Here is a 17,113-nt window from a genome sequence, read left to right as displayed (position 1 = left end):
ATTTTTCAGCATCCAGGCAGAGAAGCCGGCAGGTTATCCGAGAGAGGGAAACAGCGCTTTCAGTTGCATCGCCAAGCCGATGTCTCCGCTGATTTTGAGTCGGCCCGACATGGCGACGGCCGGTCCGCTCAGCTGGCCCTTCAAAATCTTGATGCAATCCTCCCCGCTCATCGAGAGCGCCACGTGTGGATCTTCGTGCATCCCGTCGGACACCTGGCAGACCCCATCCCGGATCGTGAGAATGTACTGGCCACCCTGGGCGCCGCTCAAGTCGAATTGGTAGACCGCATCAAGATCCTCGGCCGCATCTGCGTCGAGCTTGCCAGGAAGTAGCGTGAAAAATTCTTTGATGGTGGTGGGCTTCATGATTCGTGGAACGGAAGAGGCTCAGGTATCGACCGCGGGAGCCGCGCTCGCGCGGCTCCCACTCCCGAGCTAGTAACGGAGCGTAACCGTCGCGGTACTGCGACGCGCGCCGAAGAAATCTTTGGAGAAGGTCTCGACGACCGCAGGGTCATAACCCTTGCAGCTGAATATATCGAGATAGGCGTTGTTCGTATCGTTGGCAAAATGGCCGCTGATCAGCGAGGTCGAGATCAGCTGCACCATGGAATAGCCGGCGACCCGACCTGAGCCGAAATCGACAACCTGGCACTCGCCAAAACGCTTCATGCCGATGAGCTCGCACAGCTCCACGACATAGCGGCGAATATGGTCGGCGTTGCGGATGAGATCGGGATTGCAGTCTTGGAGGTCGACGGAGGTACACAGTCCCCACGCTTTTCCATTGCCCACCATCTCTTGGGGGGCAATGGAAGAAGCTGCCAGGGACTCAGTTGGTAAGATTGCGGACTCGGAACCTGCCGAGCTACTCATAGGGGTGACACCTTTCTGTTAGGAGGGTGGAGAACCGGTGACGATGAGTCGTCATTTCGGACTATACCACGAAATATTTCTCATCAGTACAGATGACAAAACTTTTTTTCACCGCGCTGCGATTGGAGCCCTTCGATCGGTTGACAAGGTTCTCGGCGGTCGGAGAGAATGCCGCCCATGACGACACCCCTCAACCAATCCCTGACGGAACTCCCGGATCGCCTCTGCACCTGGTGCCAAGTGCCGATGAAGAAGCGTCTGGTCGGTGGACAGCAGTTCGTCCACTACACCTGCCCGAAATGCGTCTTCCAGCACACGACCAGGCTTGGCCCGAAACCACTCAGCCCCGCACATTAGCCACTGCTAGATTCTCTTTCGGTCTATGGGACGGGAATCTAAAGCGCGGGCCTGGTCTCTGTTGAGCTCAGCCTGCCAAGCCTTGGGGCAAGAACGATTACCGGCGGGATAAATTGCTCTGCACGTGCTCGTCCAGGATATGGGCCAATCGCTCCCTGTCCTCCGGACTAATCGAGGTAATCGTCGCGCCGAACTTTGGGGAACGCACATGGACGACTTGCAAGCCGCACGTCAGCATTCTCCCCTGCTCGAGTTCGATGACAAGTTGGAGCGCATCGCCGCTCTTCACGAATAAGCGGCTTTCAATCTTGACCCCTGTCTCGCTGACGTCCAGGACCTTACAGGGCGCGGAGAGAGCCCCTCGCTGTAGGCGGCCGCTCCGGCTCACTTCCACCCGTGACCCTTTTCGTTTAAACCCCATAGCCCTGGCCTCCTGCTTGCCACAGCATAACAAGGGGCTATCGAACGCCAAAGGGAAATACCGAATGGTGCTAGCAGGTTGTTGACAAACTGCCAAGCCACTGCAGAAATGCGCCTGCCAGAACAGTTGCAGATGCTGCCAGAGGTCGTCGCAGGCTGTTCAGAAAGGCCGTCCAGCAAGGCCGCAGCAAGCGGAGAGGCGAAGCGTACTCTCCGCAGTATGTTGAGCCTCTGCGCACTGCGAGAACGCCGCTGGCGGCCTTTATCAACAGCCTGCTAGATCGTTTCCCCCACGAGGGTACGGATCTGCCCCATACGCGTGCGGTTGGCACCCAGGTCGCTGTAGCCGGTCCTGGATGCAGAGCGAAAATGGAGGGTCTTCGTCTCGTCGTCGAAGAGAAACTCGACATCATCGACGAATCGAAGTAACAGGCTGGTGAATTCGTAGTGCAGGTAGCCCTCGTCTTCTTCGACGAGCTTGGTGCGTGGCAAGGACCGAATGACTTCCTTCAAGCCTTCCTTCGCCTCAGCCCGAGACTTGTGGTAGCGAATGGGCGCGATGGCATGGCCCGCATCTTGAGCTTGAGTCGAGACACAATTGGGGCTGGAGGGACAGGCCGCTAAAATGCGAACGTTCATACGACTCCTGGTAATGGTTCACTCGATTAAACGATACGGTCGCCTTTCCAGGCCAACACCCCCGTGCCCTCTCGCTTGCCAAGAAGCTGAAGCCCACTAAGAGACTTCATTAGTACAAGACCGTCCTCAGCGCTGGCTGCACATCACCCTGCTCAATAACCGTGACGGATACCCGCCCAACGATGCGCCCATCTTCCGTCTCCACATCCACTCGCCAATCACCCGGGTCAAGCCGCTGTTTGAACGTATAGGCCCGATAGCCACCTTCCCGCCCGCCGTTGATCTTGATGGGAATCCTGTCGGCGTGGGTAAAGGGTTTATGGCTATTCTGCCGGAAATACCAATGGTGATAGACGGTCGTATCCAGGGCCACCGGGGCAAACACAGCGGTGAAGCAATAGATCGGTTCGTTAGCCGGGAACGTGTTATCCGACCGTTTCCAGACCTGGTACCACTGTTTCTCAAACGACAGTTCGAACTGCTCGCCGCTCTTCCTCACCTCATGATAGATCCCGCCGAACTTCATCGAGAGCGGCACAGGGGGAATCCAATTGAGGAAGTAACACCCGACCAGCAACCCGATCAATGCAAAGGCCGGCGCCGCGACTCCGACGGCCTCCCGCTTCGAGCGGTCCGGGTTATTGCGATAAATCAAATGCACCACACGAAATGTCACGACCGCGCTCAGGCCGGCTCCGATCAGGAAAATGACGGCATTCATGAGACCGGTCATGACCGGGAGAAAGAACGTGAAAAAGGCGAAGCAGACCAGCGCATAGAGGCTCACGAGAAGGCGCAGGCTGGAAAGTCGATCGCGCAAAAATTCGTTCGCGACGAGAAATACCACCAGCAGGACAAAAAATATCGCGCTGCTCGTCAACGTCGCGCTACGGAAATAGAAGATCGCATAGGCGCTGAACAGCCCGCCCAGGAGAAACTGCACCGCCATCGGATAGTAAGGTCTCACACGCAGCACCCACCGCGCGAAGGGTGACAAGGTCGACAACTGCCCCAGGTCCGGCACCGGCTCGATCCCCAACCTCCCGGTCAGCACGATGAGCAGGCCCAATACGAGCAGATAGATCAGCAACAACAGATTGTCTTGCAAGCGATCGATGCGGGTAAGCGTCAGCGTGTCATAGCCCACTCCGGAAAAGAAAAACACCGGAGGCATGAAGGGCTTGGCCAAAATGGACTTGAGTGTGGAAGCGGAGAGCATAATTCTTACGTTTCAGGATCTGCGTACGATTCTCAAATAAAGTGGAAGAAGCGGACGGCTCAAAACGATCGCCTTTTTCACCCGCCCAACCCTGGCGCGCCGAGACACGCCTAGTCCCAAGCAAGGCCGCAGGGCAGAAATAACCGGAGGCGTACACTTTGAACCTTCTATAGGCTCGCGCAGGATGCTCAAACAGGCCGTCCAGCAAGGCCGCAGCCAAAGAGAGCACCGGAGGCGTAGCCTTGGGCTACGTTGAGGATGCTCTCGAGGCGAGAACGACGCTGGCGGACTGTTTCAGCATCCTCCTAGATGAAGGGGGGGAGCGGCGCATACACCACCCCATGCCCAATCAACCGCTCCAACCAGGGGGCCATCAGATCTTCGCCCAGCGGAGCCCGGTTCAAGCGAGCCTCGATGTGGAACCCCGTTTCATTGCCGACGATCCCGATAATGGCGGAGGCCTCCTCTCCACTTGGAAGCAGTTCTTGGGTTTGAAACTCACAGAGGGTGCTATAGAGGCGGCCATCGGGGGCGATCGCGGATCGGACTTCCGGCAAGTCGTCCATCGGACAATGCACCGAGCATCGATAGACGGAGCGGGCAGGCGGATCAATCGATTGAAAATCGACCAGCGCGTCCTCTGAAAAACCCGTCAGATAGGCCCGGACGCTGGCTGGTTCCGATGCAGCGGTGCCAGCCAATTTACTGGCCGGCACCAGGAACTCGTAGGCGTCTGAAGTGTTAAATTCGAGCTGGCAGGGCCCGAAGGCATCGGGCCATGAACAGAAAAACGGCACGGAGGGATCGACTGGACGCAATACCAGTTGGCCCTTCTCAACCGATGTCTCGACGGGAAGCTCCAGAAGTGTAATCGCTTCGAGGAACGCCGTGCGCCGTTCCTCCAGCCACTGTGCCCGCTCGGCATCGCCGCGCGTCTCCCCAGGAGTGATGACCTCGTTCGTCTGGAGCCGGACGCGGATAAACGAATGGGCATGGCGAAATCCCAACCAGAGCATGCTGCGGGGATCATGTAGCCGCAGCGGGTCGCGAATGCGCCAGGGATGGCTGATCGAGCAATAGGTACCGACGTCCTGATACCGCTGGTAGACGGTGTGATAGGCCCCGGCCAGGAGAAAGAAGTCGCCGCGCCACCCCTCGCGAACATGGATCAGCGTCTCATCTTCCGTGGGCCAGGCGTCCAGCTGATCGAAATCCTCAGGCGCCTCAACCGTCCATTCTTCGATATAACAGATGACGTCTCTGGCCGGGACTGCCGGCTTCAACCCCAACGCAGCCAGCCGTTCGCCCACAGCGAGTACCTGTCCAAAGGTCAGCGGGGTCGTCGTTTCCCAACGACGTTCACGCACGATGGAGCACCTCTTCCCCCATACCCATCAACGTGTCGACCGCAAGGCCTTCTGCTCGATCGTCGTATCGGCCAGGTACCGATCGATCCCGTCCTTCAGGGTCGCCGACATTAGAGCTCGCACATCCTCTTCGCTGAACCAGACCACCGTATCGCGCTGCGCCCCTTCCACCAATCTGGTGGTCGAACTTTTGTCGCCAAGATTTGTTGCGGTAATGACCATCTTGCTACTCGTATTGACCGCCGTGGAGAAAACCCGGCTCTTCGCGTTGACGGAGAAGTCGAGCAATTGCCCGCTGATGACAATGTCGGCATCGTTCAGATTCGTCACGGCCCCGCTGGGCACGACCCGCACCGTCCAGGCCCGATCCTTCCATCCGCGCGCCTTCAGACGATCGGCAAGAGCCTGGGCTACCACATTTCCAGGCCGCTCTCCCGCCACATTAAAGTAGGTCACACCGCCCCATAAGTGAGTCCGCAGACCGAGCTGGTCCTTCTCCGGACGCCGATCCTCGAACGATTCGATCACGATCTTGACCGGCTCCGGCTCCATGTACTGCGCCGCCGCTTGTTTCTGCTGCAGGTCCAGATAGAACGTCTTCCCGCTCCCAGCACAACCGGTTCCCATCAAGAGACTTGCCGCACATAGAATACCGATACCCCGTCGTCCACTTGTCTGTATCACGATTGATCCTCCTTGCGATTGGCCGCCGTTTCGTTGAAGCGGTCCCAGTCTACCCAAGTTACGGGCCATAGACAAATACCGGCTCGGACAGCATGCGGGAAAGTCCCGCCAGTACGAAGACCCTATCTCGTGAAGCGGAAAAATTTCCGGTTTTCGAGTACGCTTCACGAACGACGGACAAACGATGAGGACGGGCTTGCTGAGCATCCTGCTGAACGGTTCTCTTGAGAGGCCCCCCTACATACCGTCGATATTCTAGCGGGTCACGATCGGCAGGATGGCCCGAAAGGTCTCGCGGCTGAATTCCGGCACGTTGCCCGACTGAGCCCTGGGATCAGTAAACGGCAGGAAACGGACAATCTTCAAGAATGATCGTTCAGCCAGCACGGCGGCAATCTGTGCCTTGCGATCGTGAGTGATCGGCAACGTATAACCCTCGCCACGTTTCCATTCCCACAAGGTCGGCGCCAGGGACAGTTCCAGTCCCTGCCCGGCAAGCTGATGAAACCGGTCCACGATCCTGGCCTTATGCTGCTTGATCCCCTCCCCCTCCAACAGCAGAGCACAGACGACATGATGCCCCCACCAAAAGAGCGTTCGAAAGGCAAAGACCTTCGAATCGTGAAAGTGTTTCGGGAAATCCAGATATTGGTAGGGAAAGGACTCGAGATGCTCTCCCTTTACAAATTGGCAGGTGGCGTGATTGAAGCCCGGCGGGGTCACGAGCGCAACTGACGAAACCTCTTCTTTCAAGACGGCATGGGTGACTGAGAGCGAATGACGCATCTTTTCCATGATTTGCGCCTTGGCGAGAAAAAAGTGCTGATCGGCCAGTAAGGCTGTCTCTTCGTCTGTGAATTGGGATGGCATAATCATCAACAGGCAAGCGATCGGCTCGACCCGGGCCGGCTACTTCTGATGGGTTTCAAACTGGGAGACCGTCAAATTGTACTGCGCTCGACATTCCGCACAGCGGACCCACAGCGCATCCTCAAACACATCCATCTCCCGGACCGATAACGCAGCCACATGGGTACCCATGCAGATCTTGAGCGCCGGAATTCCGTCCGGCTGTGCAGGATCGATGACAGGCGACGTGGAATCTCCTGTCGCATCCTGCCTGGTCACCGCATCGGTGGTCACCCGATGCACCATGCGACAGGAACTACAAGTCAGCACGACAATGCGCTCCGACTCAACACGCTTGACCTTCAGACAGAGCGGATGTACCGACCAACATTGTTGGAGAAAGGCCCCGCTACGAATAATCTCTGCCATAGACCGTCCTCGCTCCAAAGCAGCCTGCTAGGAAGCTGCCGATAAATCAATTCACCACGACAGAACCTTATCAGACTATCCCTGCGGCATAACAGACAACCCCTCTTGCCGGATGCTCAAAAAGGCCGTCCAGCAAGGCCGCAGGCGAATCGAAACCGGAGGCGTACCCTCAGTGGTACGTTGAGGATTTCGATGAGACGAGAACGAAGCTGGCAGTCTGTTTCAGCATCCGGCTACAGGGCCCAAAGAATGAGCATCACCACCACGCCCAACAGATAGGGCAACACACAGGAATAGAGGAGTGCCGACCGCGCACGCCCCGGCGTGTCGTTATGCGACAGCTGTTCCTTGTAGACAAATTCACGGGAGAGAATCAGTACGGTCAGCGTCAACGCCAATGTCCGGCTAGTCCGCGGCCAGGTATATTCGCCACTGATGATGAAGTTCGCGGTAAAAAATCCACTGAAGAGGAGAACGAGCGGCGCAAGAACGAACCGGACCGATTCAGAAAAAAAGACATGCCAGCCCGGACGGGTTTCCACCGGGCTTGATTGTGAGCTGGGGGTCACGACCCGACGGCCGCTGGAGCCTCTTCCTTCGGCGAAGGCGTAGGAAGGGTGCTGCCCTCTTGGGCGGCGCGGCAAGTCTTGCATACGCGGGGACGGGCTTTCAGGAACGAAACTTTGCCGCTGGCTAGACAACTGTAATGAACAAACTCATCGCACAAGGCACAACGAGACCATCCGCCGGAAAAAAACGTCTTGTTGCGGTAGAGCCCTTCCTTGCAGACCTTGCAGTTGCGGGGTTCAATCCCCAACAGCATCGGCTCCCAGTCTCCGCCACCTTTTCTGATACTCATGTCGCGGAGTATAGCGAAGGCGAACGGCGAGAGGCAAGGGGCGCAGAGACTCGTGGTAGGTCTTAGTTTCTAGCCCCTTACGTCAGCGACTAGGATTGACTCCACTACGAATGTCCTTCTCGCTTGACCACACATTGGTATACCGAGACATGCCATGAGCCCGTGCGATGGACTCTTAATTCCCTATACCTCTTTTTAAGGGAGTGGCCGAGACTGCCCTGTACTGCGCGCATCGAACAATATATATGCTCCCTCCAAATATATGCTCCCTCCAAGCTCGCTCGTTATCTCTCAAGGATGGGAACTGATTGATCTTCCACTGCGCGCGTCCAACGAGGACCTTCCTAGGCCGCGCGTTGCGCGAGCACAGAAGATCATCAGCTTCCATCCCCTCCGCTGTTTGACAGCCTCCGACCTGTTTGGTACTCTCCGCGCCGGTTCAGGACAGTCATCACAACTCGCACCTTATCCCCATGAACATTAAGGACTATCTCGAACAGAAGCGGATCGACGTCGATCGATTCCTCGATCAGGTGAGCCCTCCTGCCACGACGCCACCGACCACATTGCACGAGAGCATGCGGTACAGCCTCATGGCAGGCGGCAAACGGATCCGCCCGATCCTGACGATTACAGCGGCCGAAGCACTCGGAACCACCCCACCCGGATTGATGGCCGTGGCCTGCTCGCTGGAGTTTATCCACACCTATTCGCTGATCCACGACGATCTGCCCGCGATGGACAACGACGACTTCCGTCGCGGAAAGCCGACGAATCACAAGGTCTATGGCGATGCGATGGCGATCCTGGCAGGCGATGCGTTGCTCACGATGGCGTTCGATCTCTGCAGCCGTCCAGACCTCATGAAGGGCTGCGATCCTGTGCGGCAAGTCCGCTTGATTCAGGAACTGGCCTACGGCTCAGGCAATCTCGGCATGGTTGGCGGCCAGGTCTTCGACATCCAGGCAGAGAACAAAGACATCGACCTCGCAACATTGCAAAACATTCACAAGCACAAAACCGGCATGTTGATGCGTGCCGCCGTACGCATGGGCGCCATTGCCGCAGGCGCGACGGAAGCCCAACTGGCCAATCTGACCGGTTATGCGGAAGACATCGGCCTCGCGTTTCAGATTGCCGACGATGTGCTCAATGTGACCGGCACTCGTGAGGAACTCGGCAAGAACCCGAATACCGACGCGGAACGGGGCAAGAAGACCTATCCAACATTCTACGGCGTGGACGGCGCCAAAAAACTGGCCGACGAGTGCGTCGACCGGGCGATCGCACGGCTGTCGTCATTCGGCCCTGCAGCCGACCCGCTCCGCGAAATCGCGCGCTACATAACTTCCAGAAAAAACTAACGTGGCGTGTGATCAGTGATGGGTGATGAGGCAAGATGAAACTGGCTCCTTACTTCCAACTCATCACGCATCACCCATCACGCATCACTTCTTCGCAATGAAAGTTCTCGTCACAGGCGCGACCGGGTTTATCGGAGGTGCCGTCGCACGTGCGCTGGTCCAACGCGGGATCGACGTCCGCGTTCTGGCTCGTGCCGAATCTGACCTCCGGAACCTTCAAGGGTTAACCATCGAGCAGGTCGAGGGCGATCTGCGCGATCAGACCTCGCTGCGCAAGGCCCTCACCGGCTGCCAGCAGCTCTACCATGTGGCGGCGCACTATGCGCTCTGGGCCAAAGATCCCTCGATTTTCTATGACGTGAACGTCACCGGCACAAAGAATCTGCTGGAAGCGGCTCGCGACGTCGGCACCGAGCGGATCGTGTACTGCAGCACCATCGGCGCCATTGGCCTCCCCCCCGGCGGAGGGCTCGGCACGGAAGAGACGCCCGTCTCGCTCGAACAGATGGCCGGCCATTACAAACGGTCGAAGTACCTGGCCGAGCAGGAGGTCTTGACGCTTGTGCAAGCGGGACTGCCGGTCGTCATCGTGAACCCCAGCGCCCCGGTCGGGGCCGGTGACATAAAGCCGACTCCGACAGGGCAGGTCATCGTGGACTTCATGAAGGGCCGGATGCCCGCCTATATCGAAACCGGGATGAACATCGTGGACGTCGATGATGTGGCAGAAGGCCATTTACTGGCGATGGAGAAGGGTCGGATCGGTGAGCGCTATATTCTGGGCAACAAGAACTTGATGTTGTGGGAGGTATTCGAGATCTTGAGTCGCCTGACCGGCGTGAAGGCGCCCACGATCAAGCTCCCTCGGCTAGCGATCCTGCCGCTGGCCTACCTGAACCAATGGCTGTCGAACATCACGGGCCAGCAACCGCGTATTCCACTCGAAGGGGTAAAAATGGCCAAATACAAGATGCACTACGACTGCAGCAAGGCCATCCGGGAACTCGGCATCCCGCAGACACCGCCGGAGGTTGCACTGGAAAAAGCCGTGAGATGGTTCCGCGACCACAAGTACGCGTGATCGGATGCTGAAAAAGGCCCCCAACTTCGTTCTCGGCTCGACAAGATCCTCAACGTACCCCTTGGGGTACGCCTCCGGTCTTGTCAGCGCCTGCGGCCTTGCTGGATGGCCTGTTTGAGCATCCGTTAATTCTTCAACATGGAATACATCCTTCTTCTACTCAAGACCGTTGTATTTCGGCCCTACGTCTTTATCTTCCTCGCGGCCTTTCTCTTCGCTGCGATCAAGCTGATCGGCTGGCCGCGGACCTGGCGGTTCTGGCTAATCAGCTGGGCCACGGCCTTCGTCTGCGAGTATTCCTCCACCCGCAACGGCATTCCCTTCGGCTGGTACCACTACAATGGTTCGACCCTGGGGCAGGAGCTCTACTTCTCCAACATTCCCTTCATGGACTCGATCTCCTTCAGCTTTCTCCTCTACGCCGCCTACTGCGTCGCACTCTGTCTCCTCCTCCCCATCGAGCAATCCTCACCAGCCGCGCAACCCTTACTAAAGTCGCTGCGCTTCGACCTCGCAGCCAGGACCAAATGGTCCGTACTGATCTTGACCGCCGGCCTGTTTTCCTTCATCGACATGGTGATCGATCCGGTAGCGCTCCGTGGCGATCGCTGGTTCCTCGGCAAGATCTATTATTATCCCGATCCCGGCTGGCATTTCGGCGTACCGGCCGCCAACTATGTCGGGTGGGCCGTCGTCGGACTCATCTCCCTCGCCATCTATTTCCCCCTTGAGCGCCGACTCCCCCACCTGATCCTGCCTGCATCCATTACCCCTCAACTCTTGCTGGGCGTCGGCCTGTACTATGGGGTCCTGGTCTTTAACCTCGGCGTGACCTTCTGGATCGGCGAACCGTTCATGGGGATGAGTGGACTGCTGATGCATCTGCCCATCCTCATGCTGCTGATCCTTCGCCTCGCACGATCACGGAGCGCCTCCCCGACAGCATGACCCGGTGGCAATCGGACGAAAGACTTTGTATAGTAAACGACTGTTGCTATGAGAACGAAGCTGATCATCCTTGTCATCGTCCTGGGCCTCGCAGTTGTCGGCACCTTCGGCTGGCTCGGCTATCAATTGTTCACGACCGGCTTTAGTGCCAAAACGGAGCCCCATGCGATCGAGGTGTTCCTGGCGCGGCAAATCCGTCATCTCGCGATCCCGATCGAACAACGGAACAACCCCAACCCGGTCCCGTTCAGCCCGGACCTCTTGAAGGAAGGGTTGGCCCATTTCGCCGACCATTGTGCAGGCTGCCATGCCAACGACGGGAGCGGCCAGACACCCATCGGCAAGAATGTGTATCCCAAAGCGCCGGACCTCCGATTAGCCGACACCCAATCGATGTCGGACGGCGAACTCTTCTGGGTCATCCACAACGGCATTCGTTTTACCGCGATGCCGGCCTGGGGAGAAGGCGACCCGAGTAAAGATATGGACAGTTGGAAGCTGGTACACTTCATCCGCCATCTCCCGCAACTGACCCCGGAAGAACTCGATCAGATGAAGGGCCTGAATCCCAAGACAAAACACGAACTGGAAGAAGAAGCCTCCTTCGACCAATTCCTCCAGGGAGACGACCGTGCCGCACGACAACCGGAAAGTGGACATCACCACTGAGAGCTATCTTCCAGGACAAAGGACTGAGCCATCATGATGTACCGTAGTATTCTTGTCTGTCTGTTCAGCTTCATGGCCACCACGGCCTTCGCCCATGGCACCGGCCAACATGTCCTCGGCACCGTCACGGCCATCGACGCGACCCATGTCGAGGTCAAAACCCCCAAGGGGAAAACCGTGGATGTGCAGGTGAACAAACAGACCAGGTTTAAGGAAAAGGGCAATCTGAAAAGCACGAACGTACCCGTCGTCGGCGATCGGGTCGTCATCGAGGCCACGAAGGACAACAAAGTGTTGCGGGCCATCGAAATCAATTTCTCCTCAGCCACACGTGTACCGGCTCCCGTACAGCCGGTCCAGGTCCAGTAGGGTAAACGATGCAGCAGCTTCGCATCACACGCGAGCTCAATAACTATTACTTGAACGGTGGGATTCGCGCAGCGGTGAGTCGCATCCTGATTACCGGCATCGCGGTATTCCTGGCCGTGATGATCGTGCCGGGCCTTGAGATGGACTCGCTCCCTGTCGGGATCGCCGCGATGCTTGTGCTCACGTTTCTGAACATCTTGATCCGGCCCATCCTCTTTGTGCTGACCCTGCCCTTGATCGTCCTCTCGCTGGGGCTCTTTCTCATCGTGGTCAACGCGCTTCTGCTGGAACTCACCGCCTATCTGGTGAAAGGATTTACCGTTGCGGGGTTTTGGCCGGCGGTCGGCGGCGCGGTGGTGATCAGCCTGGTCACCACGATCCTGAATGCCACGACCTCCGGGTCACGCCCGCCTGAGCCGCAGCAAACATTCCAGCAACGTCCGCCGAAGATCATTAACCCAGAAGAATAACGGGGCCTATTCCTTTTCATTGAATTGCGTGTCGCGCGTTGTTACAATGCGCCCGCTTGACTACCCTAACTCACGAATGACACCCACAGCTCCACACAACAGCAAATCCATTCCTGAGACGCATCTTCAGCGAACCCTGACGTCCGTGCTCAACGACCTGCCGGTCGACGCCGCGCTCGCCGCCGTGTTCCACCGGGACCAAGGCCCGCTGGTCGGCCATGCCACACGAGGTTTTACCCCTCGCGATACACAGGCAATCCTCCGGACGCTCTCAGCTCCCGCGATCGCCGCCGCCTCTCCCTCAAGCGATCAGGAAGACGGGCGCACGATTCGCCTCCGCTTGATCACCCCGGGCGCGAAATCGATGCTCGCAGTGCCCCTGCGGCATAAGAACCGGACCTACGGCTTTCTGGTGATTGGACGGAAAGAGAGCGCCACCTTCGCGAAAAAAGAAAAAGCCTTGATGGAGCAGGCCAGCGACGAGGTCACCAAAGCGCTGGAACGCGAAGGCCTGTTCGACATGAATGTCGTGCTCAGCCGCCCCTATGTCGCGCATGAGCCGGTCCCTCCGCCACCGTCTCCCGCAGAAATGTTTGCGGCTCCGGTCTCGCAGCTGACCCCGGAACTCCAAGACAAGATTATTGCCGTCTTGACGGAAGCGAACCAATACGTCGCCTACGATCGCATCTGGGCCTGCCACTACGATCCCCTGGCGGGCAATGTCGAAGTCCTGGGCATGGCCGGCGATCTGAAGAGCGAACAGAAGGACGGGAAGAAAGATCTGAAACCGGGCCACCGCCTCACGCTCGACAGCTCAGCCTCCGGGTGGGCGGTCCGCCATCGGAAGCCGCGCGTCGATCACGATCTTGCATCCACGCAGGGGCGGTTCCTCGATCACAAATATCTGTTCAAGGACCGACTGCTCTCCTCACTCGTCGTGCCATTCTTCGTCCGGGGACAAGTGGGTGGCACCATCACGCTGGCCTCGAAAGAAGCCGGGCGCTACCAGCAGACGGATGCCCGTACACTTGAACCCTCGATCGTCAAAATCGCGGACATTCTCCAGGCTCCGGCACCGGCGCCGATCAGCGTGGCCCCAGCCGCAGGCGCTGAAGGCGCACCAGGAGTGGCCGTTGTCCCTGGTCCCTCGGAACCCATCATCAGAAAGCAAGAGCGGCAGGCTGCCATCGGTGAATTCAGCATGTTCCTGGCCACAGAAGTGCGGGAACCGCTCGCTTCGATACGCGCCCAGTTAGAGGAAGTCACGGGTGAAGGCATCCTCGACTTCGACCCGCAGACGCGCGTCGAAAATGCGATGCGCGATTTGATCCGTGTCGAAGCCATCCTGAACGAAATTTTGGACTTTGCGAAACCGCTCGAGCTAAATCGACGACTCCTCCGCATCCCCGAAGTCATCGAAAGCGCGCTCACGGTAGTGGCAACCGACCTCGAAGTCACCAGAATTCAGGTCACCAAGGACTATGCGACGATGATCGCGCCGGTCCGCGGCGACGAATCCAAACTCCAGCAAGTCTTTCTCAGTATTTTCAAGAATGCCGGTGAGGCGATGAGCCCAGGCGGCCATCTCCACATTCAGGTCACCCAGCATCGCGCCGGACGCGGCGTGGAAGATCAGATCCTCATCAAGAACGACGGGGCTCCGATTCCTGCTGAAATCGTCGACAAAGTCTTTGAGCCGTTCTTTACCACGAAGCGGGCCGGCACCGGCCTGGGCCTCGCCACGGTCAAGAAGATCGTCGAAGAACATGGCGGCTCGATCGCCATCGGCAGCGCGCCAGGCGAAGGCACCACCGTCACCATCCGTCTCCCAGGTCTCAGCCGTGGACCGTCCTACAGAGGACGCGGACGCAGACCGCCCGCACGCCGCCCGGCTTAAATCGAAGGACGCTGAAAAATCCCCGCCAGCTTCGTTCTCGCCTCGAACGCATCCTCAACGTAGCCCAAGGCTACGCCTCCGGTGCGTTCATCGGCTGCGGCCTTGCTGGACGGGCTTTTTGAGCGTCCTGCGGAAATACTCGCCTGTTGTACCACTCGTCCGAACCATCGAATCCTAACCCGCATCGCTCCATATCAGAAACCAACCCCACCAGTTCCAATGCTTATGTACGTTTCTTTGAGTAGCTCCGGAAAGCGAAGACCTCACTCGGACTCGGCATGAGCGATCGCTTACGGACTGCAAAGCGTAGACATGTGACACATGAGCCAGGTCGGCCCTTTCCCGACAGGATGGCTCAGGACAACGATGAGCTAATTGGCGAGGGGAGAGCCAGCACCCCGAATCCGATTGAGCATTTGTTGGGGGGCCATTCAGAAATCACTGGTATTTACGCTCTTCTTTTCTCACTTCGATTTCGAGCGCTTCATCTGTGAAGAACACGTTAATTACTGAACCAGATGACTCAATGGCAAGGCGTGTGCGACTATCCTTCCAAATGTACCCGGAGCCTGTGTCCTCCTCAGAAGGCTTCCCGTACTTTGCGAGGTAAGGGTACGTAATGCCTTCCCAGCCGATCTTTTTCACGCTCGCTTCGTCGTAGTGCAAACCGATTTGATAGACGATATTGTGAGTCGCGCGGGCATCAGCCGAGGTGACACCGTCAGGGATCTTGCCTACACCAGATGAGATACGAAAAAACCGTTTCCGGATTGTTTTGTTCTCCCGGGACACCGCTTCGCCTTGATCTGGTTTGCCGTACTTCTTGAGCAGTGCCGCAACAGGATCTTGATCCTCCTTAATTTTGAATAATTGGCCAATTTGCTCCGGTGTCATACCGACTTCCAAACCGGTGATGCCGCGCGGTACGGAAATCACGGCAGATTTACTTGACGACGCTGAGTGTGTCGCCGTTAGCGGTTTTTCTTGCTCCCTCGTACAGCTAAGCAAGGAAAAAACCAAAGAGGTCGTTAGCAAAAGCGTGAGGGGCATGTGATTCATTTCTCGCATATCGGTTGTCCGCCTAACGTTTGACATGAGCGGCGGCTGGAAGCGGGCGAAGCCCGCTGGAAGACGTCCGCTCGATGGAAGGGTTAGGCGTTGCCGCTTCGATGAAGCTCATGAGGCTCTTCATGTCTCGCACCATGTATTCGTGCGATCCGGTTCTGTTGCTCTGGGAGTCGTACATGGCCCTGACCGAGTAGCGAACGGGACGTAAGACAGGTTTTCTTCCATTGAGGAGAAGTTCGCACAACGACAAATGCAGGCGCAAGAGGAACGTTGACAGCCGCCACATCTCCCCAACTTTGCCTTTGCCAAACAATGCTTGAACCTTTTCGTGATCGTGAGCCTGACGATGCGCGAGATATTGATGGCGAACCGGCATGATCGCGCGATCGTAGATTTTACGGTACTCAGCCACCTTCCTTCTTAGACGTTCGACGTCACGCTTGGTGGGGTAGTAGGCTCTTTGAAGATACTCCGGCAGCCACGCCGGATCCTTTGCAGCTCCATCGCGTTTTCGAGTTGCGAGCGCCTCCTTCTGGAAGAGAGCTAGTTCGAGCTCCATTGCGTTGAGGAGCGCTGCAACGTTATACGGCGACTTTAGGTCGAAGATTCGACCGAGCGCTATGTAGGCTGCTGATTGGAATGCGGCCTTGCAGGCAATCCAGAAGGTTCGTGTTCGGTTTAGCCTACTCAGAAGCTTTTTCGACTTGGAGGCAGCGTGTTGAATTGCCATCTCTGCATATACGTAGTTCGCGATGACATTCGACTCATGTTCCAGGTTCTTTAGCTGACGTTCGAAGGAATGATCGGGCTTCATGCAGCGCCTAACAATGTTTCAGCGGATCCGTGTAAGAGCTGGATCTGCCAATTTTTACCCGCATAACACGCCATCAGTTCTCCTGAAACATACGCGGCAAACCCTGCCATTTCAGTTCAGCTGCAGTTCTTCTGCGGGCCGTACCACTTCACGCAACGAGTTCTTTCAGAACTTCAGGATGGCGCTCGGCGACCTTGAAAAGGGTTTTTGCCGCCCCGGATGGTTCGCGACGGCCTTGTTCCCAGTCTTGGAGGGTACGTACAGAAACTCCAAGCAATGCGGCAAAGGCGGTTTGAGAAAGCCCGGACGCCAACCGAGCGTGGGCAACTTTTGAAATTTCAGGGCGATGGACGCGAGCACGGACACCGGTCTTCATTTCACGCACCGACGAGAGTAGTTCGGCGCCAATGTCCACTTTAGGCTGACGACCGGTAGGTTTCTGTTTTGCTTTACGCATTTTCGATCTCCTCTTTACCGGCATCTGGATTTGTGGCGATGAAGGTAATGCAGTTTGTTCGATCTTCATCGTTCCAGCAGTTGCTGTCGAGGGGGCAAACGTAGGGGTTTCGAAAACCGTGAACATGCGCACACTATACGGCAATGCCGTACTCGCGTCAATTGTGGCAGGAAACATTCCAGAAGAACCAGACAGACGAGCCCGTGAGCGTTGCGCGAGCACAGAGGACGACTAGGCTGCCCATCCGTCCTTCTTTTCCCCCACCTAACCCTAGGGG

22 protein-coding genes are annotated in these 17,113 nt (G+C 57.4%); 8 read left to right on the top strand and 14 right to left on the bottom strand.

Going from position 1 to position 17,113, the window contains the following annotated elements; translation table 11 throughout:
* Positions 1-33: 33 nt before the first annotated feature.
* Together Q8N00_10025 and Q8N00_10020 are read right to left on the bottom strand one after the other, a co-directional pair.
* Complete coding sequence (locus Q8N00_10025; protein ID MDP2383128.1) at positions 34-366, bottom strand: SCP2 sterol-binding domain-containing protein; 333 nt, start codon at positions 364-366, stop codon at positions 34-36.
* 69 nt (positions 367-435) lie between these two features.
* A complete protein-coding gene (locus Q8N00_10020; GenBank protein MDP2383127.1) occupies positions 436-876 on the bottom strand; it encodes an S-adenosylmethionine decarboxylase in 441 nt (146 codons plus the stop codon).
* Between the two features lie 177 nt (positions 877-1,053).
* Between Q8N00_10020 and Q8N00_10015 the strand changes: the two genes are divergently transcribed.
* On the top strand, positions 1,054-1,233 hold the full coding sequence (locus Q8N00_10015; GenBank protein MDP2383126.1) for a hypothetical protein: 180 nt from the start codon (positions 1,054-1,056) through the stop codon (positions 1,231-1,233).
* A 97-nt stretch (positions 1,234-1,330) separates the two neighbouring features.
* Here Q8N00_10015 and Q8N00_10010 read toward each other — a convergent pair whose 3' ends face one another.
* From Q8N00_10010 to Q8N00_09975, 8 genes are all read right to left on the bottom strand, one after another.
* A complete protein-coding gene (locus tag Q8N00_10010; GenBank protein MDP2383125.1) occupies positions 1,331-1,654 on the bottom strand; it encodes a PilZ domain-containing protein in 324 nt (107 codons plus the stop codon).
* Between the two features lie 275 nt (positions 1,655-1,929).
* Complete coding sequence (locus tag Q8N00_10005; protein MDP2383124.1) at positions 1,930-2,292, bottom strand: DUF1499 domain-containing protein; 363 nt, start codon at positions 2,290-2,292, stop codon at positions 1,930-1,932.
* Positions 2,293-2,401: 109 nt separating this feature from the next.
* Entirely contained in the window at positions 2,402-3,511 is a 1,110-nt protein-coding gene (locus Q8N00_10000) for a DUF2914 domain-containing protein (protein MDP2383123.1), read from the bottom strand.
* 305 nt (positions 3,512-3,816) lie between these two features.
* The gene (locus Q8N00_09995) at positions 3,817-4,878 is read right to left on the bottom strand and encodes a hypothetical protein (GenBank protein ID MDP2383122.1); all 1,062 of its coding nucleotides are present in this window, start codon (positions 4,876-4,878) and stop codon (positions 3,817-3,819) included.
* Between the two features lie 27 nt (positions 4,879-4,905).
* Positions 4,906-5,562 (bottom strand): hypothetical protein, encoded by a 657-nt coding sequence (locus tag Q8N00_09990; protein ID MDP2383121.1) that lies wholly within the window; start codon positions 5,560-5,562, stop codon positions 4,906-4,908.
* A gap of 255 nt (positions 5,563-5,817) precedes the next feature.
* On the bottom strand, positions 5,818-6,432 hold the full coding sequence (locus Q8N00_09985) for a hypothetical protein (GenBank protein MDP2383120.1): 615 nt from the start codon (positions 6,430-6,432) through the stop codon (positions 5,818-5,820).
* Between the two features lie 39 nt (positions 6,433-6,471).
* Complete coding sequence (locus Q8N00_09980) at positions 6,472-6,840, bottom strand: hypothetical protein (GenBank protein MDP2383119.1); 369 nt, start codon at positions 6,838-6,840, stop codon at positions 6,472-6,474.
* A 233-nt stretch (positions 6,841-7,073) separates the two neighbouring features.
* A complete protein-coding gene (locus Q8N00_09975; protein ID MDP2383118.1) occupies positions 7,074-7,382 on the bottom strand; it encodes a hypothetical protein in 309 nt (102 codons plus the stop codon).
* Positions 7,383-8,172: 790 nt separating this feature from the next.
* Here Q8N00_09975 and Q8N00_09970 point away from each other — a divergent pair.
* The 7 genes from Q8N00_09970 (at position 8,173) to Q8N00_09940 (ending at position 14,497) form a co-directional block, all read left to right on the top strand.
* Positions 8,173-9,063 carry a polyprenyl synthetase family protein gene (locus tag Q8N00_09970; protein MDP2383117.1) on the top strand — a complete coding sequence of 297 codons (891 nt, stop codon included), beginning with the start codon at positions 8,173-8,175 and terminating at the stop codon, positions 9,061-9,063.
* Between the two features lie 97 nt (positions 9,064-9,160).
* Positions 9,161-10,144, top strand: coding sequence for an NAD-dependent epimerase/dehydratase family protein (locus tag Q8N00_09965; protein MDP2383116.1), 984 nt, complete (start codon positions 9,161-9,163; stop codon positions 10,142-10,144).
* 138 nt (positions 10,145-10,282) lie between these two features.
* On the top strand, positions 10,283-11,092 hold the full coding sequence (locus tag Q8N00_09960; GenBank protein ID MDP2383115.1) for a carotenoid biosynthesis protein: 810 nt from the start codon (positions 10,283-10,285) through the stop codon (positions 11,090-11,092).
* A gap of 48 nt (positions 11,093-11,140) precedes the next feature.
* Positions 11,141-11,761, top strand: coding sequence for a c-type cytochrome (locus Q8N00_09955; protein ID MDP2383114.1), 621 nt, complete (start codon positions 11,141-11,143; stop codon positions 11,759-11,761).
* A 33-nt stretch (positions 11,762-11,794) separates the two neighbouring features.
* A complete protein-coding gene (locus tag Q8N00_09950) occupies positions 11,795-12,130 on the top strand; it encodes a DUF5666 domain-containing protein (GenBank protein ID MDP2383113.1) in 336 nt (111 codons plus the stop codon).
* A gap of 8 nt (positions 12,131-12,138) precedes the next feature.
* Positions 12,139-12,600, top strand: coding sequence for a phage holin family protein (locus Q8N00_09945; GenBank protein ID MDP2383112.1), 462 nt, complete (start codon positions 12,139-12,141; stop codon positions 12,598-12,600).
* A gap of 76 nt (positions 12,601-12,676) precedes the next feature.
* Positions 12,677-14,497: an ATP-binding protein gene (locus Q8N00_09940; GenBank protein ID MDP2383111.1), complete on the top strand. Its 1,821-nt coding sequence runs from the start codon at positions 12,677-12,679 to the stop codon at positions 14,495-14,497.
* On the opposite strand, the gene Q8N00_09935 is transcribed toward Q8N00_09940, so the two are convergent.
* From Q8N00_09935 to Q8N00_09920, 4 genes are all read right to left on the bottom strand, one after another.
* Positions 14,494-14,682, bottom strand: coding sequence for a hypothetical protein (locus Q8N00_09935; GenBank protein MDP2383110.1), 189 nt, complete (start codon positions 14,680-14,682; stop codon positions 14,494-14,496). The genes Q8N00_09940 and Q8N00_09935 overlap by 4 nt on opposite strands.
* Positions 14,683-14,935: 253 nt before the next feature.
* Entirely contained in the window at positions 14,936-15,547 is a 612-nt protein-coding gene (locus tag Q8N00_09930) for a hypothetical protein (GenBank protein MDP2383109.1), read from the bottom strand.
* Between the two features lie 31 nt (positions 15,548-15,578).
* A complete protein-coding gene (locus Q8N00_09925) occupies positions 15,579-16,379 on the bottom strand; it encodes a transposase (protein MDP2383108.1) in 801 nt (266 codons plus the stop codon).
* A 148-nt stretch (positions 16,380-16,527) separates the two neighbouring features.
* Positions 16,528-16,836 carry a helix-turn-helix domain-containing protein gene (locus tag Q8N00_09920; GenBank protein MDP2383107.1) on the bottom strand — a complete coding sequence of 103 codons (309 nt, stop codon included), beginning with the start codon at positions 16,834-16,836 and terminating at the stop codon, positions 16,528-16,530.
* Between the last annotated feature and the right edge of the window lie 277 nt (positions 16,837-17,113).

This window comes from Nitrospirota bacterium (assembly GCA_030684575.1).
Lineage (GTDB): Bacteria > Nitrospirota > Nitrospiria > Nitrospirales > Nitrospiraceae > Palsa-1315.
The sequence above is the reverse complement of the archived record's forward strand: the minus strand, read 5'-3'. Positions and strand labels throughout refer to the sequence as shown.

Bases quoted from the DNA above. Each gene is read 5' to 3' on its own strand.
- Q8N00_10025 (MDP2383128.1), bottom strand. From the start codon at position 366: ATGAAGCCCACCACCATCAAAGAATTTTTCACGCTACTTCCTGGCAAG.
- Q8N00_10020 (MDP2383127.1), bottom strand. From the start codon at position 876: ATGAGTAGCTCGGCAGGTTCCGAGTCCGCAATCTTACCAACTGAGTCC.
- Q8N00_10015 (MDP2383126.1), top strand. From the start codon at position 1,054: ATGACGACACCCCTCAACCAATCCCTGACGGAACTCCCGGATCGCCTC.
- Q8N00_10010 (MDP2383125.1), bottom strand. From the start codon at position 1,654: ATGGGGTTTAAACGAAAAGGGTCACGGGTGGAAGTGAGCCGGAGCGGC.
- Q8N00_10005 (MDP2383124.1), bottom strand. From the start codon at position 2,292: ATGAACGTTCGCATTTTAGCGGCCTGTCCCTCCAGCCCCAATTGTGTC.
- Q8N00_10000 (MDP2383123.1), bottom strand. From the start codon at position 3,511: ATGCTCTCCGCTTCCACACTCAAGTCCATTTTGGCCAAGCCCTTCATG.
- Q8N00_09985 (MDP2383120.1), bottom strand. From the start codon at position 6,432: ATGCCATCCCAATTCACAGACGAAGAGACAGCCTTACTGGCCGATCAG.
- Q8N00_09980 (MDP2383119.1), bottom strand. From the start codon at position 6,840: ATGGCAGAGATTATTCGTAGCGGGGCCTTTCTCCAACAATGTTGGTCG.
- Q8N00_09970 (MDP2383117.1), top strand. From the start codon at position 8,173: ATGAACATTAAGGACTATCTCGAACAGAAGCGGATCGACGTCGATCGA.
- Q8N00_09965 (MDP2383116.1), top strand. From the start codon at position 9,161: ATGAAAGTTCTCGTCACAGGCGCGACCGGGTTTATCGGAGGTGCCGTC.
- Q8N00_09960 (MDP2383115.1), top strand. From the start codon at position 10,283: ATGGAATACATCCTTCTTCTACTCAAGACCGTTGTATTTCGGCCCTAC.
- Q8N00_09955 (MDP2383114.1), top strand. From the start codon at position 11,141: ATGAGAACGAAGCTGATCATCCTTGTCATCGTCCTGGGCCTCGCAGTT.
- Q8N00_09950 (MDP2383113.1), top strand. From the start codon at position 11,795: ATGATGTACCGTAGTATTCTTGTCTGTCTGTTCAGCTTCATGGCCACC.
- Q8N00_09945 (MDP2383112.1), top strand. From the start codon at position 12,139: ATGCAGCAGCTTCGCATCACACGCGAGCTCAATAACTATTACTTGAAC.
- Q8N00_09940 (MDP2383111.1), top strand. From the start codon at position 12,677: ATGACACCCACAGCTCCACACAACAGCAAATCCATTCCTGAGACGCAT.
- Q8N00_09935 (MDP2383110.1), bottom strand. From the start codon at position 14,682: ATGCGGGTTAGGATTCGATGGTTCGGACGAGTGGTACAACAGGCGAGT.
- Q8N00_09930 (MDP2383109.1), bottom strand. From the start codon at position 15,547: ATGCCCCTCACGCTTTTGCTAACGACCTCTTTGGTTTTTTCCTTGCTT.
- Q8N00_09925 (MDP2383108.1), bottom strand. From the start codon at position 16,379: ATGAAGCCCGATCATTCCTTCGAACGTCAGCTAAAGAACCTGGAACAT.
- Q8N00_09920 (MDP2383107.1), bottom strand. From the start codon at position 16,836: ATGCGTAAAGCAAAACAGAAACCTACCGGTCGTCAGCCTAAAGTGGAC.